Below are 22712 nucleotides of genomic sequence, written 5' to 3'. Positions count from 1 at the left end.
GAACGTTATTTATTTAACCTGCTTTGAGCATTTCTTCGATATTATCGCTTGTAACAGGCGGACTCCAGAAGAAGCCCTGCATCTCGTCGCAGCGATGTTTCTTCAGAAACTCCATTTGTTCAACCGTCTCTACTCCTTCAGCGATAACTTGTATATTGAGATTATGCGCCATTGCAATAATGGCTGCGACGATCTCCGCATCACTTGGATCCTGTTGGATATCTCTTACGAATGATCGGTCAATCTTGAGACGGTCAATCGGGAAGTTCTTAAGATAGTGGAATGAGCTGTAACCCGTTCCGAAATCGTCTACGCTAATCCCGACTCCGAGATCCGTAATCGCTAGCAAGCAGCGCGAGATATGACCTACATCGTTGGTCATGGATTCTGTAATTTCGAGATCCAAATACCGCGCTTCAAGACCTGTTTTCTCCAAAACTTCAGCAACTCGGCTTGCCAAGTCATGTTGAAGGAATTGTCTGATAGAAAGGTTGACCGACACAGGAATTTTGGGAAGCCCTGCATCCTGCCAAGCCTTGTTCTGCCGACATGCTTCCTCAAGCACCCAGTCACCGATCTGAACGATCATACCGCTATCTTCTGCCAACGGAATGAACGTTCCAGGAGCAAGTAGCCCCTTGACGGGATGAATCCATCTCACTAACGCTTCTACGCCGACCATGACGCCATTCTTCAAATCATATTGGGGTTGATAATAGAGAACAAATTCCTTACGTTGGATCGCGCGGTATAGCTCATGCTGCAGCGTCAATCGTTCAAAGGAAGAATTACTCCAAGTGTCGGAATACATCATACAATCATTTTTTCCGTTTTCCTTAGCTTTGTAGAGCGCCATATCAGCCTTCTTGAACAATGTATACCCATCGTCATCCAAGTTGCTGTTCGTGACTAAGCCGATGCTCGCCGTAATATGTATAGGGAATCCCTTAAGTTCATATGGCTCTTCGATCGCCTTGAGCAGCTTTCTGGCATAATCCATCAATTCTTCTTCGGATGTGATCGAATTCAGCAGAAGGGCGAATTCGTCGCCTTCCATCCTTGCAATGACATCCTGCTCTGGCGAGTTACGAGATAACCGTTCGGCTACTTGCATGAGAAGCATATCTCCGGACTCACGTCCAAATGAAGCATTAACAAGCTTGAAGCCGTCCAAATCCATATAACAGATGCCGATTGTCCGTTCATCTTCCTTGGCTCTTGTCAGACTCTCTGACAGCTTGATCTGGAATAGAGTTCGGTTAGGCAGACCTGTCATGTCGTCATAATAGGCCATGTACCGGATACGTTCAACATTTCGTTTGCGATCGCTTAGGTCATGGCTGATCATTAGCGTACCGATTACTTCGTGATCTTGAATCAATGGAGCACAAATGACTTGTAATTCGAGAGGAAAACCCGTGCGGTGCGTAATACTGATATTGTTCTGAATCGTCTGGCCTTGCAAGGATAACTCCAGGCTCTCTTGCAGAATTGATCTGCTCGCCGGGTCGATCATACGCATAATAGCTTCTCCGATCATCTCTGATCGTTGATAACCTAACATACGTCCTGCCGCTTCGTTAAGCTCCAATACGTTGCCACTCCGATCCAGAACGGACAATGGAACAGCCTCCGAGCGCAACAAGGTGTCTACGATAGCAGTGTGGTATTTGCGGAAACTAATTAGGGGGTGACGTTTTAACCATAAGACAGCAGCTGTTGCCAGGAGAGCTGCCGAAACGGACCAGGACACCCATTTAAACATCACATCCGTTATCAAGACAAAAGATACTACAATCCAAACTGCAGCCATTGCCGATAATCCGATTAATCCCAAACTCATTGGCTCGTATAAGGACAGCGTTCTTCGCTGATTTCGTGGTGAAGGCAAATCTTCTTTATCTTTCGCCACACACAAACTTCCTTCCTCTATGTCGAGTCAACCGATAGCTAGGTATATTATAAACGAATTGCAGTATTTGGTATAGAAATATTTGTTATAGAGATATAATAATTTGCCGCATTCAATCGAAATTTGTCGAACTTGTCAGGACAACCGTTTATTTCCGGGCATGTTTCAGGACACCTGTAATAACATAGGCCCAGCCGGCCAGCATCGCAACTCCGCCTAGCGGCGTAATCATACCGAGTTTCGACAAACTTGTAAGCGCCAAGACATATAGGCTCACACTAAAGATTAGCATCCCTGCGAAAATGAGCCGAACTCCGATCTTCGCCTGCTTGCCGCCACCTGCCACTTTATCCATAAGCGAAATCAACATAAGGCTAAGCGCTCCATACATATGATATCTGACACCGGTTTCGAATACATCCAGGTAGTGCTCTGAGATCCGATCCTCCAATCCGTGAGCGCCGAAAGCGCCAAGCGCTATGGCCAGTGCGGCGTTTATTGCTCCGATAACAAAATAAGCTGGAAACATATATTGTTCATCCCTTCCATTTTCCTGTATAATTCTTGGCATATTGTCATAAAGGAGATTCGAAAACATGACTGATCATAATCAATTTAATAACAGTAACAACAATCAGCATCAAGACCCTCACACCACACAACAAAATGATCCTTACCGCGAACAGGCTTTCACAGATCCCTTCGCTCCTGGTTCGGCTAACGACATGGATCGTCCCCCACTCAAACATTCAGGCATCGGCATTGCCGCATTTGTTATTTCGCTTGTTGCCCTGCTTATGATCGTTATCGGTATCGTGGTGATCAGCGTAAGCATTGGCAATCTCGGCAATGACGACAGTCTGATCCAAGAGATTGAACGAATCTCAACCTCCTACGGCGAAGGACAAGAAGCCGAAATGGGTGCCGAGTTGATGGAATCAGACGAATTCGGAAGCGCAATCGCCACCTTTATGATTGCAGGTATCCTGTTGCTAGGCTCGCTGGCCGTCGCCTTTGTCGGATTGATTCTTGGGATTATAGGGGTTGCCTCAAGGGAACGTCGCAAGACGTTCGGCATCATCGGTCTCGTGATCAACGGTCTTATCTTGCTCGGTACAGTCGGTCTGGTCGTTATCTCCATCTCGATTGGCGCGATGGGCGCCGTCTAACGCAGCCCACAGCTATAAGTCAGCATAACCTGCAGCGCCTCATCTGAGACGCTGCTTTTTTGTTGCCGTTACTTCAGAACAAACGAAGTGCGGCTAAATCCTTCTTTTGTTTTGCTTACGGTGAGTGAGGCGGGGAATGCTTCCTTCAGCTCTTGCACATGAGAGATAACGCCAATCATCCGACCAGCCTTCTGCAGATCGACCAAGGCTGCAATGGCTTTGTGAAGCGACTCCTCATCGAGCGAGCCAAATCCCTCGTCAATCATCATCATTTCGATGGAGACGCCGCCTTGATGGGACTGAATGACATCCGTCATCCCAAGCGCCAGACACAAGGACGCATTAAATTTCTCGCCGCCGGACAAAGATTTCACATCTCGGTTTTGGCCGGTGTATGCATCGTACACATCAAGTCCAAGTCCGCTTTGTTTACCTCTAGTCTCCAGCCTTCCACTGCGATGCAGTTGGAATTGCCCGCCTGATAGCTCGTGCAGCCTGATATTGGCCATAGCAACAATTTGCTCCAAATATTCGATCAAAATATAACGTTCGAACGATATTTTGATTGCGTTGTCGCCTTTCATCATGGCATAGATATCCAGCACCTGAGCAAGCTTAGCCTCGAGCTCGACTACTTGTGCAGCCGCGAGCTCCACGGATGCTGCCAACCGCGACGCCTCCGCCTTGTATTGCACAGCCATTTGCTCCTCAGCCAAAGCTGACTCGTAGCTGGCGCGCGTGGCGGCGATAAGCTCATGCAAGTCGTCCGCTGCGCTCCATGCGGTGCCGGCAAGCTCCGTCTCCAACCTCGTTGTCGCTTCAACCGCAGCTGCGAGCGACAAGCGATAACCTTCCGTCTCCCGCTTCAGCAGCTCTTTCTGTGCATCTGTCCGCACTGCATCTCGGTAAGCCCTATCGTCTCCGAATCCCGCTTTGCCTAACTCTGCTTGCATTCTAGTCGCCGTTGCAGCAGCCGCTCCTTCCGCCTCGGCGGCCTGCGTCGCAGCTTGCTCTGCATGAGCCCGCGCCGCCGCAAATTGACCAGCCGCATTCTGTAGTCGCTGCTGAGCGGCTGTCAGAGACTCGGATAGCGTAGATTGTTGCTTATGGAGAACTGACAACCTAAGCTTAAGAGCTTCTGGTTCGCGCCACTGCTCGGGTACGCGATCAAGCTCTTTGGCAAGTACACCTTCCTTCGCCGCACCTTCTACTGACAATATCCCCATCTCGGAGCGCAGTACCTCTTGCTCCCGCTCCAATTTCTCGATTTCTGCATCGATTTGGCCTAATTTCTTTCTTAGCGGTTCAAGCTTTGAGGCCTGTTCTTTCAGAGCATCGCTTTGTTCCTTTGTCGATTTCCATGACATTCTGAGCTCACTCTGAAGCTGTTGCAGAGAAGTAATCGATGTTGTGCTTGCCGCAGCATCTCCTGGTAACATTTCAGGAAGATGCTCGGCGAGCTCTTGCTGCTCCACTCGCTGGGAACCAGCTGCTGCCGCGGCCTCTGCTTTGGCTCTCATAAGCTCCTGCTGTACGGCCGCAAGCTGAGCTTTCGCAACATCAAGCGACTCCTTGGACGGCAAGTCATCAGCCGGTACAGCCTTCGCAGGATGTTCAGCACTGCCGCATACTGGACATGTTTCACCATCATGCAGATGCACGGCTAGCAAGCTCGCTTGACCTTCGATCCAGCGACGCTCAAGAGCGGCTGCCTGGGCAACGGCATCTTCCATCGCCTGCGCGCTTTCTCGCTCGAGCTCCTGCCATCGTTTCATGTTTGCATCCAGCTCCAGAAGGCGCTTCACGCCTTTCCCCTGCCGCTCTAAGAGCGATAGCTTCTCCGAGATCTCCGGCACCTGTGAAGCGGCTGCCTCCGCCCTCTGCCCCTCGGCGGCAACACCAAGTTTCTCTTGCTTTCTCGAGGTTAACGCTGACGCAGCTGCGGCTATCTTCGCGGCAGCGTCAGCTTCACGGCGTCTGATATCCGCAAGCGCAGCACGCTGATCGGCAAGTGTACTCACTACCGGCACAAGCTCGCCAAGCCGATGTAGCTCTAACTCGACTTCTCTCCGTTCCGGCTCTTTGTCCTTCTCAGCTTGATGAGCAGCGATAGCGGCGGCTTGCTCCTTGTCCATTGCTGCGAGCTGCTCTTGTCTCTGACGTAGCGACTCGCGGCGGATTTGCTGCGCTCTTGACGTATCTGCTGCTTGCTCTGCATAGGGTGCAAGGGCATCTGCTTTCGCGGACAAAATTAGCTCGCGTTCCAGCGCAGCAATCTCTTCCTGCCTCCGCATCAGCAATTCTCTGTCGCTGCGTCTAGCTCCGAGCTCCTCATGTTTCGCATTAAGCGCAAGTCGAGCACGGAGCTTCTCGTGCTGCGACTCCATATCAGATCCCAATAAGGCTTTGCGGCTCCCAGCTTCGAGCGCAGATTCATGATAGAAATGAGCTTCGGACTCTAAAGCTTCTCGCACCTGACCAGCATTATAGCTATCTTGCCGGAACGTAGCAGACAACTTACCATCTGCTCGCTGAGGCAAGGCCTCCGCCGCTTGACGCATAACAGTCGCCGCGACAGCCTGCGCTTCCTTAAGCTCCTCCGACATTTGCCGATACCTTAATTGGAACCGCCCTTCCAACTTTTCATAAAGCTCAGTCCGGAATATTCGGCGAAGGATATCTTCCTTATTATCCGTGTCGGAGGTAAGCAGCTTACGGAACTCGCCTTGCGGCAGCATGACGATTTGACTGAATTGCTCCTTCGTTAAGCCGATAATCGTCAACAGCTTCGCATTAACCTCCGTCGTCATGAACCGATCTACGCCAGGAATCGCCGCGTCCCCTTCGATGACATACAGCTCCGTCTTTTCGCCCGTCTCGCTTTTGTTATTGCCTTTACGATGTTTCATCTGACGGAACACACGATATCGCTTACCGCCTGATTCGAATTCGAGCTCTACCGACGTATGCGTTTCTTCATCCGCGAAGTGGCTGCGAAGCATACGTGAATCAGCACGGTCCTCCCCGCTTGCCGATCCATATAAAGCGAAACAGATGGCGTCAAAGATCGTTGTTTTGCCAGCACCTGTATTACCGGATATGACAAACAATCGGCGGTCGCCGAGCTCGGAGAAATCAATGATCTCCGCATCGCGATACGGTCCGAATGCAATCATTGTGAGCTTAATCGGCTTCATGACACGCCCTCCTCTTCTTTTCTCAGCGCCTCAAATTCCGCCGCGAACAAAGCCCTCTGCTCCTCCGACAGCTCTTGCCCCTTCACTTCCTGATAGAAGTCGGAGAACAGCTGGACAGGATCACTCGACTGTCTGCTCATCCCATGTTCAGCTCCAGCTATGCCGCCTAATCCGCTTCCTGCCTTGGCGAAGGTCACCTTCCGTTCCACATGCATCGCATTGGGATAAACCGCACGAACTTTCTCCATCGGGAACAATACGGGATTATCGTTCAGCAGCGTGACATACACATAATCTTCGTTCACCGGATGTTGTTCCAGCTCCTCGATCGGCGCCTCCACTCTTCGCATATCGCGAAGCGGCCTCAACTCTCGTTTCTCGATCGTGACCGAGCCGCTTTCATCCATCTCAACGATCAAATACCCTTTGTTGTGACGTTCTTCCGAAATGGAATATTTGAGAGGCGAACCCGAATACCTGATCCTCTCATGACGGACAAAATGTGCCTGATGCAGGTGCCCAAGTGCCGTATAATGAAACGACTCAAAGTGGCTGGCGCTGACATGCTCGGCTCCGCCGATCGCAAGAGGCCGCTCAGAATCACTCGTATTATCGGCCGCCTCGCCGCTAGGCGTTACAAAGGCATGTCCCACTAACACATGTCTTGCGCCTTCCGCGAGCGGCAATCGCGACACGATAGCCTTCATTGCATCATCATGTGTCCGGATGCTCTCGTCAGCAAGCTCATGCCTTATTATTGCAGGGTCGGCATAGGGTACAAGGTGAAAATGAACCTCTCCGAAACCATCGTCCAGCACGACCGGAGCCAGATCGTTCCGAAGCTGTCCGGCCAAATATAATCCGCGTCCCTCCATAAGGAGCGATCCGAAGCCAATTCTGTCAGGACTGTCATGGTTGCCTGCAATTGCGATCACGGGAACACCAAGCTCCACGACAATCGTCTTCAATACTTCGTCCAGAAGCTCTACCGCTTCGGTCGGCGGCACTCCTCGATCATAGAGATCTCCTGCTACGATCACTGCATCAGGACTCTCGACGCGGACTGCCTCTACCAGTTGATTCAATACGAATCGTTGATCCTCAGTCATATATACGCCATGCACCAGCTTGCCCAGATGCCAGTCTGCTGTATGAAATAGTTTCATGATACCCTCCTCGCACGCGGGTCATCTCCGCGCTCGCCCAATTGCTCTACCTTATATTCTATCATTCGCAGCGCCTTGTCGCTAGAACACGGCAGACCGTTACAATTTGCTAGAATTGGACTAATTTCGTTCACATAACCGCCCGTTGCTTGAATATATTGATTATTAACAAGGAATACATCAAGGGGGTGCTCCGAATTGACTCCATCGGATATCGGCAAGCACGCTTGTAAATTAGGCTGACAATTCTTGCCGTGATGGATACTTCTGGTTACAAGGACATTGCATAACAAACAAATACAAATTGAGGTGAAGATATGGCATCGGAAAAGCTTCATATTGTATCACGCGAAGATTGGTCGCTCCACCGTAAAGGTTATGCGGATCAGGCTCGACATCAAGAAAAGGTTCAGGAAGCGATTCGCAAAAATTTGCCTGATCTCGTCTCGGATGAAAGTATTGTATTATCCGATGGCCGAAAAACCGTAAAAGTGCCTATCAAAAGCCTCGACGAATCCCATTTCGTCTATAACTACAACAAAAAGCAGCATGTCGGACAAGGAGACGGCGATTCGCAGGTTGGAGACGTACTCGGCGTGGATCCGCAAGCCGCGAAAGGTCCGGGCAAAGGCAAGGATGCCGGAGACCAGCCTGGCGAAGAGCTGGTCGATACGGAAATCAGCATCGATCAATTGGAGGATATGTTGTTCGAGGAGCTTGAGCTTCCAAACCTAGAGCAAAAGCAAAAGGAACAAATGCAGACACAAGAGATTGTATTCACCGATATACGCAAGAAAGGCATCATGTCCAATATCGATAAAAAACGAACGCTCATGGAAAACCTTCGTCGCAACGCCAACGCAGGCAAATCCGGTATCGGCGGCATCTCACCGGATGATCTTCGATACAAAACCTGGACGGAAATCGTGAAACCGCAATCCAATGCCGTCATTCTTGCCCTTATGGACACATCCGGAAGTATGGGCTCGTTCGAAAAATATTGCGCGCGCAGCTTTTTCTTCTGGATGACCCGTTTTCTTCGCCGCAAATACGAGCATGTCGAAATCATTTATATTGCCCATCATACAGAAGCCAAAGAAGTGACCGAAGAAGAGTTTTTCACGCGAGGCGAAAGCGGCGGAACGATTTGCTCCTCTGCTTATCAGAAAGCGCTGGATATCATAGACAGCAGATACCCCACTAGTAACTGGAATATTTATCCTTTCCATTTTTCGGATGGTGACAATCTGACTTCGGACAATGAACGCTGCGTCCGGTTAATCTCGCAGCTCATGGAACGCTGCAACATGTTCGGTTACGGCGAGGTTAACCAGTACAATCGGAGCAGCACATTGATGTCCGCCTATAAACATATCAATGACAAGAAGTTTATGTATTCCATCATTAAGGAGAAGGGCGAAGTTTATAAAGCATTGACAACGTTTTTCTCCAAAAAACTGAATAAAGCTTAAATAAGTGAAGAAAGCTCTACCGCCAGTACATACTGTGCGGTGGGGCTTTCTGTTTGGTATTCCTAGAAGCCAATACCTCGTTCACGTCAAGATTCAGCTCTCGCAGCTCCGGTCTCCATTTAGGCTCCCGTTCGAGCGAATAATAGCCGTCGTAGCCGCTGTCCTGCAAGGCTTCAATAATTGATCGAAGCGGCAGCGCCCCATCGCCCGTGACGTTCACTTTCAATACCTTCACTCCTTCTACATGACCTGTCTATTTGGAAGAATCCATCTTCATTGTAAACGCTACATGCAGCTATATCCATGGCACAAACCTGCATTTTGGCTTATTTATTTGATATATTATTTATTCGGCTGGCGAAATTTCTCGAATTCGATGAATGTCGTCATATCCGCTCCTTCGCCTCTGCTCCCGTGTGATTTCGATATTCTCTTGGCGACATGCCATACTTCCGCTTGAATGACTTCTCGAAGTGGGGGATGGTGTTAAATCCTGCTGCGTAACAAATTTCTGTAACGGGCAGACGTGTGCTTCCGAGAAGCGCGGAAGCGAACAGGAGGCGCTTCTCTCCTACATACTCCTGAAACGTAACCTTCGTCTGCTTATGGAAGCATTCGCTGAAATAGTTGGCGGACAGCCCTGCGTATGCGGCAATCGAGCCTAGCGTGATCGGCTCACGGAAGTGATGCTGTACATATACTAGCGCCTTACGAATGGACGGATGCATGCCAGCAACCAGCTCGTAGGAATCGGAATTAGGGATCTTTGCGGGTCTTCTTCTTGCCAGATCAACTAGAACCCGCTCCACGCTATCTTGAACTAGCCATTCATGACCGAATCTACGTTCCTCCGTCTCCGTCCATATGCTGACGAATTCCGCCTCCATCCTGGAGAGCTCGTCGCCATGCAAGGTGTGAATATGGGGGGCACCATGCTCGAACAACCTTTCAGCTAACTCAGATCTCACCCAAGCATCCTTGAAAATCATATTAAACAGCAGGATATTCTCTCCAGCATCCGGCGCGATCTCATGGAAGTCCGCCGTCGACAGCAGAAAGACCATTCCCCTGCAAAGTGGGAATGGTTCTCCATTTAGCTTATGGATTCCCTTGCCTGATCGCACAAAACCCATTTCATAAAAATCATGCCAATGCGTATCGATACGTGTACTGAGATCATGCTTGAAGATACGGTACGACTCGTGCTCCTCGAGATATTGGCTCCCAAGCAGACGTTCCGGCGTCTCCCTGTCCCGCATGTTTCCACCCCGTTTTTACTAACGATTATACATTTACAAACGGGTTTCCGGCTAGATCTATCCCTCTTGCCAGCCAAACTTTGTGTCCAGGATTTTTATCCGGAATCACCTTTGCGTCCGTCGCGAAGTAACGCATCGTATAGCCGCAGCGACGATATTCGCTAGTATTCGGCGCTGCGCCATGGATGATGCGGGAATCGTGTAAGGAGCATTCCCCTGATTCGAGCTCGAAGTAGACCGCTTTATCATGATCGACCTTTTTAATTTCCGTATCAAATATATTTTGGCTTCCGTCCACTTCCTCATATTCGGAGAAACCGTTCGCGTGCGTACCCGGAACAACACGCATGCAGCCATTCTCCTTCGAGCTGCGATCGATAGCCAGCCATACCGTGACAATCTTGTCAAAGCGGCTAAGACGTCCCTTCCAATAGGCGGAGTCCTCGTGCCATGGCGTCTGTTTACCTACCAATGGCTCCTTGCAGATGAAATGACTTGACCACAGTCCGATATTTGGTCCGATAATCGGTTCGACCAAATCCAGCACTTCCTCGCTTAGCAAAAATTTCAGCAGCCGCTCATCGCGGAAATGGGGAGTATCGAGCTCACTATTCAGCTTTCTGCCGACCTGCTTCCATTGCTCCTCAAAAATATCGGATAATTCCTTCATTTTCTCCGATCCGAATACTTGTTTCTTATGCAGCAGGTACCCGTTCTCCTCATAAAACTCCGTTTCTTGCTTCGATAATACCGCGTTATTCATTCGGTAACCCCTCCGTTATTGCGATTTGTTCTACATACTCATCATAACAAAGGGACACTTTCGGCTTCTTCCTGTCGGTTCGGAATAAGTATGCTTATTTTCGGATGTTTCGAATCGTTCAGTTATGCCTCGCTCGTTTACTCCAGCACTTGCACGTTCATCCTGAATAATCCACTTGAACTGGGGGATCATACCAGTAAAGGAGCTGGTCCCTTCATGGCCGATGTATTGACAAGCCGACAATTATGGATGTGGGCCGTATTATTTAATATCGGCAGCGCTATTTTGGTTCTACCTTCAACGTTAGCCAATATAGCCGAAGAAGACGCATGGTTGTCTGTTATTTTGGCGATCGGCTTATATCTTCTCCTCATTCCGCTCTATTCGGGAATTGCGAAACAAATGAATGGAGACAGCATGACACAATATGCCGTCCGTTTATTTGGCAATTGGCTAGGCAAGTTTCAGCTGCTAACATTTATCTTCTTTTATCCATTTTTAACTTCCATCATGACCCTGCGCAATCTTAGCGATTTTGAGTCCTCCAATATTTTGATTGAAACTCCCACCATTGTCATTTCGGCGATCACAATGACTGTGGTTTGTTATGGTGTCTATCACCATTCGAAGACATCAGCCCTGGGAAGAGCCGCTGAGCTTTCTCTGCCTATTGTTTTATTTTTTATTTTCATCCTGCTCAGCTCTCAGTTGCCCAATACTCAGATCGGCAATGTGAAACCTTTTCTATCCCATGGATTTCTCCCTATTCTGGATGGTGCGCTGCAACTGCTGGCGTTTCCATTCTTGAATAATATATTAATTCTCTTTTTTATGCCATGGCTCCAGGATGCCAAGAAGCTCTCTAATGTGTTATGGAAAACAGGGATCATCAGCGGATCCATCTTTTTATGTTTGACGTTAACCGTTATCACGGTCATGAACGCGAAGATGACTTCCACGGTTATTTATGCCTCGCATTTTTCTGCTAAGCTTGTCAATATCGGAGATTTTTTTGAGAGAATCGAATCCGTCATCTCTGTCTCTTGGTATATTTGCGTTTTCTTCAGAATGGGATTATTAGTTTTTGTTACGATCCATACATTAGCTCAAATCATGAAAATCCAGCGACTGCATGCCTTGCTCATTCCGATGTTGATCATCGTCTTGGTTTTATCCTCCATTGTATGGAATAACAATGCAGAATGGATTCAGTCCTTTTCCGTCTCCCCTATATACGCCTGTTTTTTTGCTATCATGATGCCACTTATCTGGCTGTGCAGCGGTATGATCCGTAAACAAGTGAACGGAGGGTCGCAGCAATGAAGGATATCAACAAAAAGTCCGCCGACTCCATCAGCCAAACATTAGGTTCGTCTGCCGATTTGGTTGAACGGACATTTGCCGTCAAGCTGCACAACGGGGATCAGGCAGAGTTCATACTCTGTTATTTGAGCAGTTTAACAGATGAAACTTATATCAATTCCACCATTCTACCTTCTCTAATGGAACATGCTTTGGATTTGCCTTTGGACATCCATCGGATTCTCGAAACCGTAAGGCAACAAGTGCTTCATGTCGCTGAAGTATCCACTATCGATTACGACATCCATGCGATGGTTCATGCTATTCTCATGGGAAAACCTGTTTTGTATCATCAGCATGAACAATTATGCCTTGTCATTGGCGCTTCCTCACTTCAGGATCGAGGGGTATCAGAAACACAAACTCAAACCGTTGTGCGGGGACCCAAGGACTCCTTTAATGAAACCTTGGCGACCAATATTTCATTAGTTCGAAGACGCATACGAAATTCCAAGCTGCGTGTACGCAAGTATTTGCTTGGCACTGAAAGCAACACCAATGTAAGTATATTGTATATGGAGCAATCGGCAGACCCTGCCGTAGTGGCTCAGATTGAGCAGAAGCTGCAGCAATTGCAGCTGAAGGGCATCTTTGAAGGAGAGTACATTGAAGAGATGCTGCAAGACAAACAATTGACTTTATTCCCTCTTGTCTATAATACGGAGAGACCTGATGTCGTGTGTTCCTCATTAATAGAGGGCCGCGTGGCTATTATGGTTGACGGCACTCCCTTTGTCATGATTGCTCCTGCCGTATTCACCGACTTCCTTCAAGCAGCTGAGGATTTCTATCAATCATTCGTTTTCGCAAGTCTGATTAAGGCATTACGAATTCTCACTTTACTGATCGGCACGTTTGCACCTGCCCTATACATCGCTTTAACGACCTTCAATCAGGAAGTGCTGCCAACTCAATTATTGTTAAGCATTGCCGCTCAACGAGAAGGCGTTCCGTTTCCGGCTTTTATCGAAGCTTTATTAATGGGCATCACATTCGAAATATTGCAAGAAGCAGGTATCCGGATGCCGCGTTCGGTTGGACAAGCTGTATCCATTGTAGGAACGATCGTGGTTGGACAAGCAGCCGTAGATGCTGGCATCGTGTCAGCCGCTATGGTTATTATCGTTTCCATTACTGCTATCTCTTCCTTTGCGATACCCGCATACAATTTGGCTATTTCTATCCGAATCACTCGTTTTTTGTTCATGGGCGCAGCGGCCGCATTCGGCATTTTCGGAATCACGATGGGAGCGATTGTTCTAATCATCCATCTCTGCGGATTATCTTCTGTTGGCATACCCTATATGAAGCGTTACTCCCCAACGAGCACAACCAAGGACGATGCTGTATTCCGCAAGCCGTACTGGCTAATGAACAATACGAGGAGGGATTAAATGATGCGTTGTCGTTCATTCAAATCCATATCCATTATCGTGTTATGCGTATGCTGCTTGCTTGTCACAGGTGGCTGTTGGAGCAGAAGGGAACTTAATGATATCTCCATCATTATTGCCATTGGCATCGACAAGATCGACAACAAATATCAGGTTACTCTTCAAATTGTCGACCCCACGCAGATGAGGCAAAATCCGGTTCAAGGCCGCTCTCCTTCGATTGTGCAGACCATGCAAGCCAATACGATATTCGAAGCTGTTCGCAAAATAACGACCACATCTTCGCGTACCACGTATGCAGGTCATTTGAAGCTGCTTGTCGTCAGTGAAGCTATCGCTAAGGAGGGTCTTGCCTCACAGCTTGATCTATTTATCCGATCACCAAGAGTACGCCCAGACTTTACGATTGCTGTCGCCAGGGATGTATCTGCCCAAGATGTGCTAAGCATCATTACGCCTATGGAAGTATTGCCAGGCATTGAAATGTACAAGTCTTTGAAAACATCCGAGCGAGCTTGGGCTCCAACATCCTCTGTAAGACTATTTGATTTTCTCTCAGCGTTGCATAATGAAGGTATTCAACCAGTATTAACCGGTATAACGATAAATGGCGATGTTGAGGAAGGGAAAAGAGCGGGCAATATTAAACAAGCGAAGTCCTTTGCCAATTTCAGGTTTACTGGAATCGGGGTCATGAAGGATGATCGATTACTTGGATGGTTAAACGAACAGGATAGCAAATCCTTCAGTTATTTGACCGATCGAGTCCATACAACCGTAGGGAAAATTCGCTGTCCCGGAGAAGACAAGTGGTTTGTCGTTGAGGTCACGAAAGCATCATCAAATATCAAAACCTTCGTCCGTGAAGATAACCCGTATGCAGAGATCACACAACGAATCGATGGTAATCTGTCTGAATATCCATGTAAGTTGGATATAACGAAGGAGGACCAGTTCCTGCTGCTCCAAGAAGCTGGGAGGAAACAAACGGAGAGCTTACTTCAAAACGGTCTAAAGAAGGTCCAAAACCAATATGGAACAGACATTTATGGATTTGGAGAGAAATTTCATCAGAATCATCCGAAGCAATGGACGGCTTGGAGTAACGATTGGGATCGACGGTTCAAGAACATGGATATCACGATCAAGGTTGTTTATAACCTGAATTATATGGGAGAAATTACAAATCCGATCTTGCACAAAAAAGAGGATACATCCAAATGAATCAATTGCTGATTGTTGCCACTTGTTTAGCTGGCTTCGTCTATGAATGTTATCATTTCAGACGTTCTAGAAACATCCGCCAGTTCGTGCCGATCGTGTTGTTTTATTTGGCCGCGCTAAGTGTATCCATCATGTTTCTGTTAAAAATACCAATCCCCAATCCTCTAACCTTCATCCAATTTGTCTTTAAACCTCTGAGCGACCAACTGAATGCTTGGTTGGGAAGCTCATGAAAGGACTTCCAAGCCATGCGACAGGGTATTACATCGAAACAAGCCATAAGATGGATGAGTTTATATTATATCGGAAGCGCCATTCTTGTATTGCCGTCAACACTGACGACGGTGGCTGGACAAGATGCGTGGCTATCCGTAATCGTTGGCTGTTGCGTTCAGTTTCTGATCATACCTGTTTATTATTTCATTGCCGAACAGAAAAAGGGTCAAACATTGGTCTCTTTCCTAATGGGAAAATGGAACAAATGGATCGTTCGCTCTACAACAGTGTTCTTTATCTTCGGTTTCCCTTTTCTTATCTGTATCCTGACACTGCGCAATGTCGGAGACTTCATGTCATCGGTCGTATTCATTGAGACTCCGATCTTGGCCATAAATATCCTTGTAGTCGCAGTGGTCGTCTATGCAGTCATTCGCGGATTTCCATCCATTGCTCTTGCGGCAGAGCTTTTATTTCCAATTGTCCTTGTGTTGCTGCTCATTTTGTTTGTCTCACAATTGACGGACGTTAACATCGATCATTTGAAGCCGGTAATGGAGCATTCCCCTTTAACGATCGTAAGAGCATCCATTCCATTCGCGGCATTTCCTAATATGGAAGCCGTACTGGTACTGTTTGTGTCGCACCATTTTCTTCATAACAGCGGAAAAAAGCTGCTGTCAATTTGGCTCTCCAGCATCTTTATTAGTACGGCTGCTTTTTTTTTGACGACTCTGTTGTCAATTGCCTTAATGGGAGAAGGGATGACTTCGATTCTGATCTATCCATCCTATATGGCAGCCAAGTTAGTCAACATCGGTGATTTTTATGAACGGATCGAACCGTTTATCGCCATCGCCTGGATTATCTCGATTTTTTTTAGAATGGCCCTGTTATTCTACATCAGTGTTCATACCTTGTCGGAGGTGTTCCAGTTAAAAAATCCTCGCTCACTTGTCGTTCCCTTATCGGTTATTGCTCTGGTATTTGCCGATATTGTCATAGACAACACCCCATTTTTACTTCGTTTTTTTTCGGTCTGGCCCTTGTATGCATCCATGTTTGCCCTTCTATTTCCGTTGGCCTGGCTATGGATAGGTCGTGATCGCATACATGAATCCTAACTCAGTTATCGATCAAGCCGGCAGCTCAATCCGGAATGTTGTGCCTTGATTCAATGCCGTACTCAACGAAATGGTGCCGCCATGCGCTTCGATTATGCGGTAACAAATGGACAAACCTAGTCCCACTCCAGTATCTTTATTGGTTACGAATGGTGTGAACACATCCTTCACTTGGCTCTCGGTCATACCATTGCCTTCGTCATGTACCATGATCGAAGCACGTTGGCTGGTAGACGAAAGCGAAATCCGAATCCGACCACCCTTAGGCATCGCATCCATCGCATTCTGCAGCAAGTTAATCAATACTTGTTTCATTTGAGCAGGATCTGCTATTGCTATAACTGGCTTCTCATTGAATACTTCAATGACTGTGTTATTAAGGTTAGCTTGCGATTCCATAAACATTGCCGTATCTTGAACGAGTCGTGTCAGATTTAATTGAATCATCTGCGGCGGGCTAGGCTTGGCCATTTGGACGAAGTCGGAGACCAGCTTATTCAAGTCATGGAGCTCTGCTTGAGCAATACTAAGGTAACGTCTAACAACTTCCTGCAGGTCATCCTTTTCCAATAAAATTTGGTTAAATCCCATGATGGTCGTCAAGGGATTACGAATTTCATGAGCCATCCCTGCCGCGAGCTTGCCAATCGCGCTAAGCTTCTCGTACGTCATCATGGTTTTCTCCAGCTGCACTCGCTCCGTAATATCCCGAATCTGCAAGTATGCGCCGACCACCTGACCCTGTTCATCTCGAATCGGCACGGAATCTAACAAACAGATGGTGCTAATGTTATTCGCTACTTCGAACGTATGCTCTAATCCTTCAATATTTCCTTCTTCTCTTAGTGCCGGGAGAACAAATTGTGCAAATTCAGGGATCGATTCTACGGGTCTACCGATAATCTCGTAACGCTGCTTGCCTGCCACGCGACATGCTACTTCGTTAAACTCGACAATGAGGCCATCTTGGTCTGTAAGCACGATGCCGCTGTTAACAGAATTTATAATGAGATGGTTCAGCAAGTACTGATGTCGGTTACGTTTATGCAACGCCATCTCCCTTGCAATCGCTTCGGTCATATTCGATAACAAAGGAAGCGCATAATGGCTATAATTGTCCATCGTCGTCATCATTGCAATGGTTCCCGACAGATTATCCAGCTCTTGTGGAAGTGAGAACGGTGTACAATAACAAACTGCTTCTTTGAGCGGTGAGTGGTAGTGCTCATTACCTACAAGCTCTATAACTCTTTTATGCATCAGCGCTAGACTAATTGCATTCGTCCCCATCACTTCTTCATTTATGCGAACGGCTACCTTGATTCCGAATTGACTATGCTCGGATGAAATCGATTCATCACCAAAGATTTCCAGAATAACCCCCTCGTCATCGGTAAATACAATAACGACGGGAAGTCCATTCAAATCTCGGATCGTGTTCTCACCAAACGTCTTTAGCACATGTATAAAATGTTTATATTTTTTTTTGCGCTTTTCCAATTCCTTCGTGCTCACGGTTGGGAAAATCGCAGGCATATTTTCTTTGGACATTCCATAAGCTTCGCAACGACTCTTTGATTGTTGTATGAACAACTGCTTTTGGTTCATATACTCCATCTCCATTATTATTTATGGCATAGTATCTATTATAATAGGGGGTTCTTGGGAATGGAATTCGACCTTGGACATAGGGCCTATTTTACTCTTCTTATCTCAGTATGCTACTCTAAATGAGGTAGTTCACTCCATTTCTAAGTAACGGCAGGTGCTTTCTTTGACAACGTTCCTTCAACTCAACACGATCTTTCTCAGTATGGTTATGGAAGCTATTCCGTTTGTTCTTGTTGGGGTTCTCATATCTGGCCTCATTCAATCGTTTATTACGGAGCGGTGGATCGCCAAAATTATGCCTCGAAACAAATTTCTTTCATCGCTGTTAGGCTGCAGCGTTGGCATTCTCTTCCCTTCTTGCGAATGCGGAATCGTCCCCATCACACGCAGGCTGCTGGGTAAAGGCGTACCGCTTAATGCTGGCATCGCCTTTATGTTAACGGGCCCCATTGTGAATCCCATCGTTCTCTTTTCTACATATGTAGCGTTCGGCAACGATTGGAGAGTCGTGGCCATTCGTGCTGGGATGGCGTTTGCTGTAGCGTTATTCGTCTCCGTGACGATATCCCTGCTGTTCCCTTCGCTCCCGCTCAGACAAGCCATTCAAGAAATGGCCGCGGCGGCAACGCCACTCTCTGAGGTCCCTAAGAAGCCAATGCCACTGGGACGGAAGCTTGGTTCTGTTCTAACTCATGCGGTTGAAGAGTTTTTCTCCGTGGGCAAATATTTGGTACTCGGAGCGTTTATTGCTGCTTGTATGCAAACATTTATTCCTACCTCATCGCTATTGCATATAGGCAGTAATCCCATTATGGCTTCACTCGTCATGATGGCGTTAGCATTTACGATGTCATTATGCTCCGAGGCTGATGCCTTCATCGCCTCATCGTTCCGTAGCAGCTTTTCTATGGGGTCGATATCTGCCTTTTTGGTTTTCGGTCCAATGATCGATATCAAAAACACGCTAATGTTGCTTGGCACGTTCAAAAGCAAGTTCGTTATTGTCTTAATCGCTCTCGTTAGTGTCAGTACGCTTGCCGGATCCTTGATTGTAGGGAGGTTAATTGGATGATTCGATTTTTTATTTTAATTGGTTTCGCGCTGATGTTCGCGATCATACACCAGAACGGACAACTCAATATGTACATCAACACCAAGTATGCTTATCTGTCCATTAGCGCCATCGTGCTCCTTTCTCTTCTTGCTGTCGTAGAATTCGTACGTATTTATCGCTTAGACAAACATCACCATTCACATGATCATACAGGACCTGAGCATCATCACCATTCACACAGTCACAGTCATGACCACGATCATGATGATCATTATGGTCTTGATCATTCGCATGAACCCACCTCACGCTGGAAACGTATGGTCGGATATACGATACTGTTAGTTCCTATCTGCACAGGTATTTTCATGCCCGTTCAGACATTGGATTCCAGCTTCGTCAAAGCTAAGGGTTTTTCTTTCCCAACCCCTCAGGAGATTAATGATGATACACCTGGCGAACATCAATTCCTTAAACCTGATTCCAGTGTATTTTATGGAAAAGAAGGGTATGACAAGCTCAAAAACAAAGAGCTTACCGAATTCATCGATTTGAAAGAAATCAACCTCGACGACAGCAACTACATGAAAGGCATGGAAGTCATTTATAATTTCCCCGGTGAATTTATGGGGGACACGGTCTCCTTCACTGGGTTCACCTACAAAGGGGAGCAAGCAGACAACGATCACTACTTCTTATTCCGATTCGGATTTATCCATTGCGTCGCCGATTCCGGTGTATTCGGGATGCTGGCAGAGTTCCCACAGAATACATCATTTGAGGATGACGAGTGGGTTCGAGTGACGGGTAAATTAACTTCACAATATTATCAGCCCTTCAAACAAACGATACCCGTTCTGCGCATCACCTCGTGGGAAACCATTCCCCAGCCTGAAGATCCTTATGTATACCGTAATTATTAAGCAAGCAACCAAAGCATCAAAATAACCTTCGTCTTTAACTTATTAAACAAAAGGAGTATGATTCAACCTTTAGCGGTTGATCATACTCCTTTTGTTTAACTGCTTATCTGTTCCGTTACCTATTCGGCAAATAATCGTACATGCGAGAAATATCGAGTCCCTCTTTGCCATCCAGTCCCTTAAATACGTAACCTTGCCGCTTCGCTTCTTCTATAATGTTGCCAAGCGCCTCCGCATTATCTTTAGAGACAGAATGAAGAAGCAGAATCGCTCCGGGATGAAGCTGTTTAATAACTTGATCAAATGCATAGGCGCCACCGCGTTGGGCGTTAACGTCCCAGTCCTTGTAAGCGATTGACCAGAATACGCTCGTATATCCATGTCGTTTACTAACGGCTAACACGGTATCATTGAAGATGCCTCTAGGCGGTCGCAAATATTCCATTGCTTGTTGCCCTGTCAATTGTGTAACCTGTTCCTTCACTTTCGCAAGTTCTGTGGCAATCTGCTGCTCCGATAACTGCGTCATGTCAGGGTGGCTCCACGAGTGATTGCCAATAAGATGCCCATCGTTTACCATTCGTTTTAACAGATCAGGCTGATCCTTGACGTAGTGTCCCGTTACAAAAAACAACGCTGGTACATTTTTTTCTTTGAGGACATCCAGAATCCGCGATGTATAACCATTCTCATATCCATTGTCGAACGTTAAAAACAGTTCTTTTTTGGAAGTATCACCAAGAAATAACGCTCCATTTTTCGTTATAACCGGCTTGAATCCTTCTTCGTCGATCGATGGCAGGCTGCCATTCACACTTTTTTTGAATCCGAAATGGTAGGCTCCTGGGGCGGCATCTGTTATCACCGGCTGTAACGGCAATGTTGCCAGCAGCAATCCAATTGCAATTAAGGCTATCCGATACGTAATGTTGACCAACTCGGATTTACTCTCCTCTCTGATCTAATATCCAGTACTTACTGACATTAGCTTCCCCAATGAAGAACTTTATGATTCTGACAAATGGCAACACGCATCAGCCTATAATCAGCATTCATCAACTCAATAATCATTTCAAAATAACAAAACGTTTATGGTCTGTCGTACGCAACCCGTGCATGAAAGTTTACTTTCACAGAAAAAAATACTGTTGCTCTTTCGAGTAACAGTACCTGTTATAAGTAAATCATTATATTAGATCATTTTGGTCGGGATGACACGATTTGAACATGCGACCCCCTGGTCCCAAACCAGGTGCTCTACCAAGCTGAGCTACATCCCGAAAATTGATGGAGCGGAAGACGGGAATCGAACCCGCGACCCTCGCCTTGGCAAGGCGATGCTCTACCGCTGAGCCACTTCCGCAAAAAGATGGTGCCGTCGAGAGGACTTGAACCCCCAACCTACTGATTACAAGTCAGTTGCTCTACCAGTTGAGCTACAACGGCATAAATTGTTTTGTACATATTCATGTACAAGTAAATTGGTTGCGGGGGCAGGATTTGAACCTGCGGCCTTCGGGTTATGAGCCCGACGAGCTACCGAGCTGCTCCACCCCGCGTCGTTACAAAAAATTGGTGACCCGTAGGGGATTCGAACCCCTGTTACCTCCGTGAAAGGGAGGTGTCTTAACCCCTTGACCAACGGGCCAAACTTGAACCTTGAAAAACAAATGTGGCGGAGAAGGAGGGATTCGAACCCTCGCACCACTTACGCAGTCTAACCCCTTAGCAGAGGGTCCCCTTGAGCCACTTGGGTACTTCTCCAGAAAATGGCTCCCCGAACAGGACTCGAACCTGTGACAACTCGATTAACAGTCGAGTGCTCTACCAACTGAGCTATCAGGGAATATGGTTACTTTCAAGGTTGTTGTACCTTGAAAACTGGATACGAAAGGTTTGCTGAACCTTAAAGCTGTTTGCTTACCGTTTGTATGAACGGATAAGCGTGTAGGATAAGCCCTCGACCGATTAGTATTCGTCAGCTCCACACATTGCTGTGCTTCCACCCCGAACCTATCAACCTCGTCGTCTTCAAGGGGTCTTACATACTGGGAAATCTCATCTTGAGGGGGGCTTCACGCTTAGATGCTTTCAGCGCTTATCCCGTCCGTACTTGGCTACCCAGCGGTGCTCCTGGCGGAACAACTGGTACACCAGCGGTACGTCCATCCCGGTCCTCTCGTACTAAGGACAGCTCCTCTCAAATTTCCTGCGCCCGCGACAGATAGGGACCGAACTGTCTCACGACGTTCTGAACCCAGCTCGCGTACCGCTTTAATGGGCGAACAGCCCAACCCTTGGGACCTACTTCAGCCCCAGGATGCGATGAGCCGACATCGAGGTGCCAAACCTCCCCGTCGATGTGGACTCTTGGGGGAGATAAGCCTGTTATCCCCAGGGTAGCTTTTATCCGTTGAGCGATGGCCCTTCCATTCGGTACCACCGGATCACTAAGCCCGACTTTCGTCCCTGCTCGACTTGTAGGTCTCGCAGTCAAGCTCCCTTATGCCTTTGCACTCTTCGAATGATTTCCAACCATTCTGAGGGAACCTTTGGGCGCCTCCGTTACATTTTAGGAGGCGACCGCCCCAGTCAAACTGCCCGCCTGACACGGTCCCCGTACCGGTTTCACGGTACTAGGTTAGAACTCCGATACGATCAGGGTGGTATCCCAACGGCGCCTCCACCTAAGCTGGCGCTCAGGCTTCAAAGGCTCCCACCTATCCTGTACAGATCGTACCAAAGTCCAATATCAAGCTGCAGTAAAGCTCCATGGGGTCTTTCCGTCTTGTCGCGGGTAACCTGCATCTTCACAGGTATTAAAATTTCACCGGATCTCTCGTTGAGACAGCGCCCAAGTCGTTACGCC

17 protein-coding genes, 7 tRNA genes and 1 rRNA gene (1 of these 25 only partly in view) are annotated in these 22712 nt (G+C 47.5%); 8 read left to right on the top strand and 17 right to left on the bottom strand.

All coding sequences use genetic code 11. The annotated features are described in order from the left end of the window. Positions 1-13: 13 nt before the first annotated feature. Both ACX1C1_RS15095 and ACX1C1_RS15090 read right to left on the bottom strand, forming a co-directional pair. Positions 14-1912: a putative bifunctional diguanylate cyclase/phosphodiesterase gene (locus tag ACX1C1_RS15095; protein ID WP_458952997.1), complete on the bottom strand. Its 1899-nt coding sequence runs from the start codon at positions 1910-1912 to the stop codon at positions 14-16. A 148-nt stretch (positions 1913-2060) separates the two neighbouring features. Beyond that, positions 2061-2441 carry a DUF423 domain-containing protein gene (locus tag ACX1C1_RS15090; RefSeq protein WP_458952996.1) on the bottom strand — a complete coding sequence of 127 codons (381 nt, stop codon included), beginning with the start codon at positions 2439-2441 and terminating at the stop codon, positions 2061-2063. Positions 2442-2508: 67 nt separating this feature from the next. Between ACX1C1_RS15090 and ACX1C1_RS15085 the strand changes: the two genes are divergently transcribed. Beyond that, the gene (locus tag ACX1C1_RS15085; RefSeq protein ID WP_458952995.1) at positions 2509-3081 is read left to right on the top strand and encodes a hypothetical protein; all 573 of its coding nucleotides are present in this window, start codon (positions 2509-2511) and stop codon (positions 3079-3081) included. A 68-nt stretch (positions 3082-3149) separates the two neighbouring features. On the opposite strand, the gene ACX1C1_RS15080 is transcribed toward ACX1C1_RS15085, so the two are convergent. After that, on the bottom strand, positions 3150-6278 hold the full coding sequence (locus ACX1C1_RS15080) for an AAA family ATPase (protein ID WP_458952994.1): 3129 nt from the start codon (positions 6276-6278) through the stop codon (positions 3150-3152). Next, positions 6275-7444 (bottom strand): exonuclease SbcCD subunit D, encoded by a 1170-nt coding sequence (locus ACX1C1_RS15075; protein WP_458952993.1) that lies wholly within the window; start codon positions 7442-7444, stop codon positions 6275-6277. Before ACX1C1_RS15075 ends, ACX1C1_RS15080 begins: the two co-directional genes overlap by 4 nt. A gap of 317 nt (positions 7445-7761) precedes the next feature. On the opposite strand from ACX1C1_RS15075, the gene yhbH reads away from it, so the two are divergent. Further along, positions 7762-8916, top strand: coding sequence for a sporulation protein YhbH (gene yhbH / locus ACX1C1_RS15070; RefSeq protein ID WP_458952992.1), 1155 nt, complete (start codon positions 7762-7764; stop codon positions 8914-8916). Between the two features lie 16 nt (positions 8917-8932). On the opposite strand, the gene ACX1C1_RS15065 is transcribed toward yhbH, so the two are convergent. The 3 genes from ACX1C1_RS15065 to ACX1C1_RS15055 form a co-directional block, all read right to left on the bottom strand. Continuing rightward, positions 8933-9142, bottom strand: a complete 210-nt coding sequence (locus ACX1C1_RS15065) for a hypothetical protein (protein ID WP_458952991.1) — start codon at positions 9140-9142, stop codon at positions 8933-8935. 160 nt (positions 9143-9302) lie between these two features. Further along, positions 9303-10175, bottom strand: a complete 873-nt coding sequence (locus tag ACX1C1_RS15060) for a helix-turn-helix domain-containing protein (RefSeq protein WP_458952990.1) — start codon at positions 10173-10175, stop codon at positions 9303-9305. A gap of 25 nt (positions 10176-10200) precedes the next feature. Then, positions 10201-10938 carry a phytanoyl-CoA dioxygenase family protein gene (locus ACX1C1_RS15055; RefSeq protein WP_458952989.1) on the bottom strand — a complete coding sequence of 246 codons (738 nt, stop codon included), beginning with the start codon at positions 10936-10938 and terminating at the stop codon, positions 10201-10203. 216 nt (positions 10939-11154) lie between these two features. On the opposite strand from ACX1C1_RS15055, the gene ACX1C1_RS15050 reads away from it, so the two are divergent. The 4 genes from ACX1C1_RS15050 to ACX1C1_RS15035 all read left to right on the top strand — a co-directional run bounded on the left by ACX1C1_RS15050 (position 11155) and on the right by ACX1C1_RS15035 (position 16258). Further along, positions 11155-12261, top strand: coding sequence for a GerAB/ArcD/ProY family transporter (locus ACX1C1_RS15050; protein ID WP_458952988.1), 1107 nt, complete (start codon positions 11155-11157; stop codon positions 12259-12261). Continuing rightward, positions 12258-13694: a spore germination protein gene (locus ACX1C1_RS15045; RefSeq protein WP_458952987.1), complete on the top strand. Its 1437-nt coding sequence runs from the start codon at positions 12258-12260 to the stop codon at positions 13692-13694. Before ACX1C1_RS15050 ends, ACX1C1_RS15045 begins: the two co-directional genes overlap by 4 nt. Then, entirely contained in the window at positions 13695-14918 is a 1224-nt protein-coding gene (locus ACX1C1_RS15040) for a Ger(x)C family spore germination protein (protein ID WP_458952986.1), read from the top strand. It begins immediately after the preceding gene. A 248-nt stretch (positions 14919-15166) separates the two neighbouring features. Further along, positions 15167-16258 (top strand): GerAB/ArcD/ProY family transporter, encoded by a 1092-nt coding sequence (locus ACX1C1_RS15035; RefSeq protein ID WP_458952985.1) that lies wholly within the window; start codon positions 15167-15169, stop codon positions 16256-16258. A 12-nt stretch (positions 16259-16270) separates the two neighbouring features. On the opposite strand, the gene ACX1C1_RS15030 is transcribed toward ACX1C1_RS15035, so the two are convergent. After that, entirely contained in the window at positions 16271-17866 is a 1596-nt protein-coding gene (locus ACX1C1_RS15030; protein ID WP_458952984.1) for an ATP-binding protein, read from the bottom strand. Positions 17867-18071: 205 nt separating this feature from the next. Between ACX1C1_RS15030 and ACX1C1_RS15025 the strand changes: the two genes are divergently transcribed. Both ACX1C1_RS15025 and ACX1C1_RS15020 read left to right on the top strand, forming a co-directional pair. Continuing rightward, positions 18072-18941 carry a permease gene (locus ACX1C1_RS15025; RefSeq protein ID WP_458957693.1) on the top strand — a complete coding sequence of 290 codons (870 nt, stop codon included), beginning with the start codon at positions 18072-18074 and terminating at the stop codon, positions 18939-18941. After that, entirely contained in the window at positions 18938-19843 is a 906-nt protein-coding gene (locus ACX1C1_RS15020; RefSeq protein ID WP_458952983.1) for a TIGR03943 family putative permease subunit, read from the top strand. The genes ACX1C1_RS15025 and ACX1C1_RS15020 overlap by 4 nt, the downstream gene beginning before the upstream one ends. Positions 19844-19958: 115 nt before the next feature. Here ACX1C1_RS15020 and pdaA read toward each other — a convergent pair whose 3' ends face one another. From pdaA to ACX1C1_RS14975, 9 genes are all read right to left on the bottom strand, one after another. Beyond that, complete coding sequence (pdaA, locus tag ACX1C1_RS15015) at positions 19959-20771, bottom strand: delta-lactam-biosynthetic de-N-acetylase (RefSeq protein ID WP_458957692.1); 813 nt, start codon at positions 20769-20771, stop codon at positions 19959-19961. 275 nt (positions 20772-21046) lie between these two features. After that, positions 21047-21123: transfer RNA gene (locus tag ACX1C1_RS15010), tRNA-Pro, on the bottom strand. A gap of 8 nt (positions 21124-21131) precedes the next feature. Continuing rightward, positions 21132-21206, bottom strand: a tRNA-Gly gene (locus ACX1C1_RS15005). Between the two features lie 7 nt (positions 21207-21213). Then, a tRNA-Thr gene (locus ACX1C1_RS15000) sits at positions 21214-21289 on the bottom strand. 36 nt (positions 21290-21325) lie between these two features. After that, positions 21326-21402, bottom strand: a tRNA-Met gene (locus ACX1C1_RS14995). Positions 21403-21416: 14 nt separating this feature from the next. Continuing rightward, positions 21417-21491: transfer RNA gene (locus ACX1C1_RS14990), tRNA-Glu, on the bottom strand. A 25-nt stretch (positions 21492-21516) separates the two neighbouring features. Then, positions 21517-21607: transfer RNA gene (locus ACX1C1_RS14985), tRNA-Ser, on the bottom strand. 6 nt (positions 21608-21613) lie between these two features. Next, a tRNA-Asn gene (locus ACX1C1_RS14980) sits at positions 21614-21689 on the bottom strand. 102 nt (positions 21690-21791) lie between these two features. Beyond that, positions 21792-22712 (bottom strand): 23S ribosomal RNA (locus ACX1C1_RS14975); it runs 2016 nt beyond the window's last position.

The sequence above is a fragment of the Paenibacillus sp. strain BS8-2 genome (genome assembly GCF_054483835.1).
Note: the sequence above shows the minus strand (reverse complement) of the source record. Positions and strands in the feature narration are given on the sequence as shown.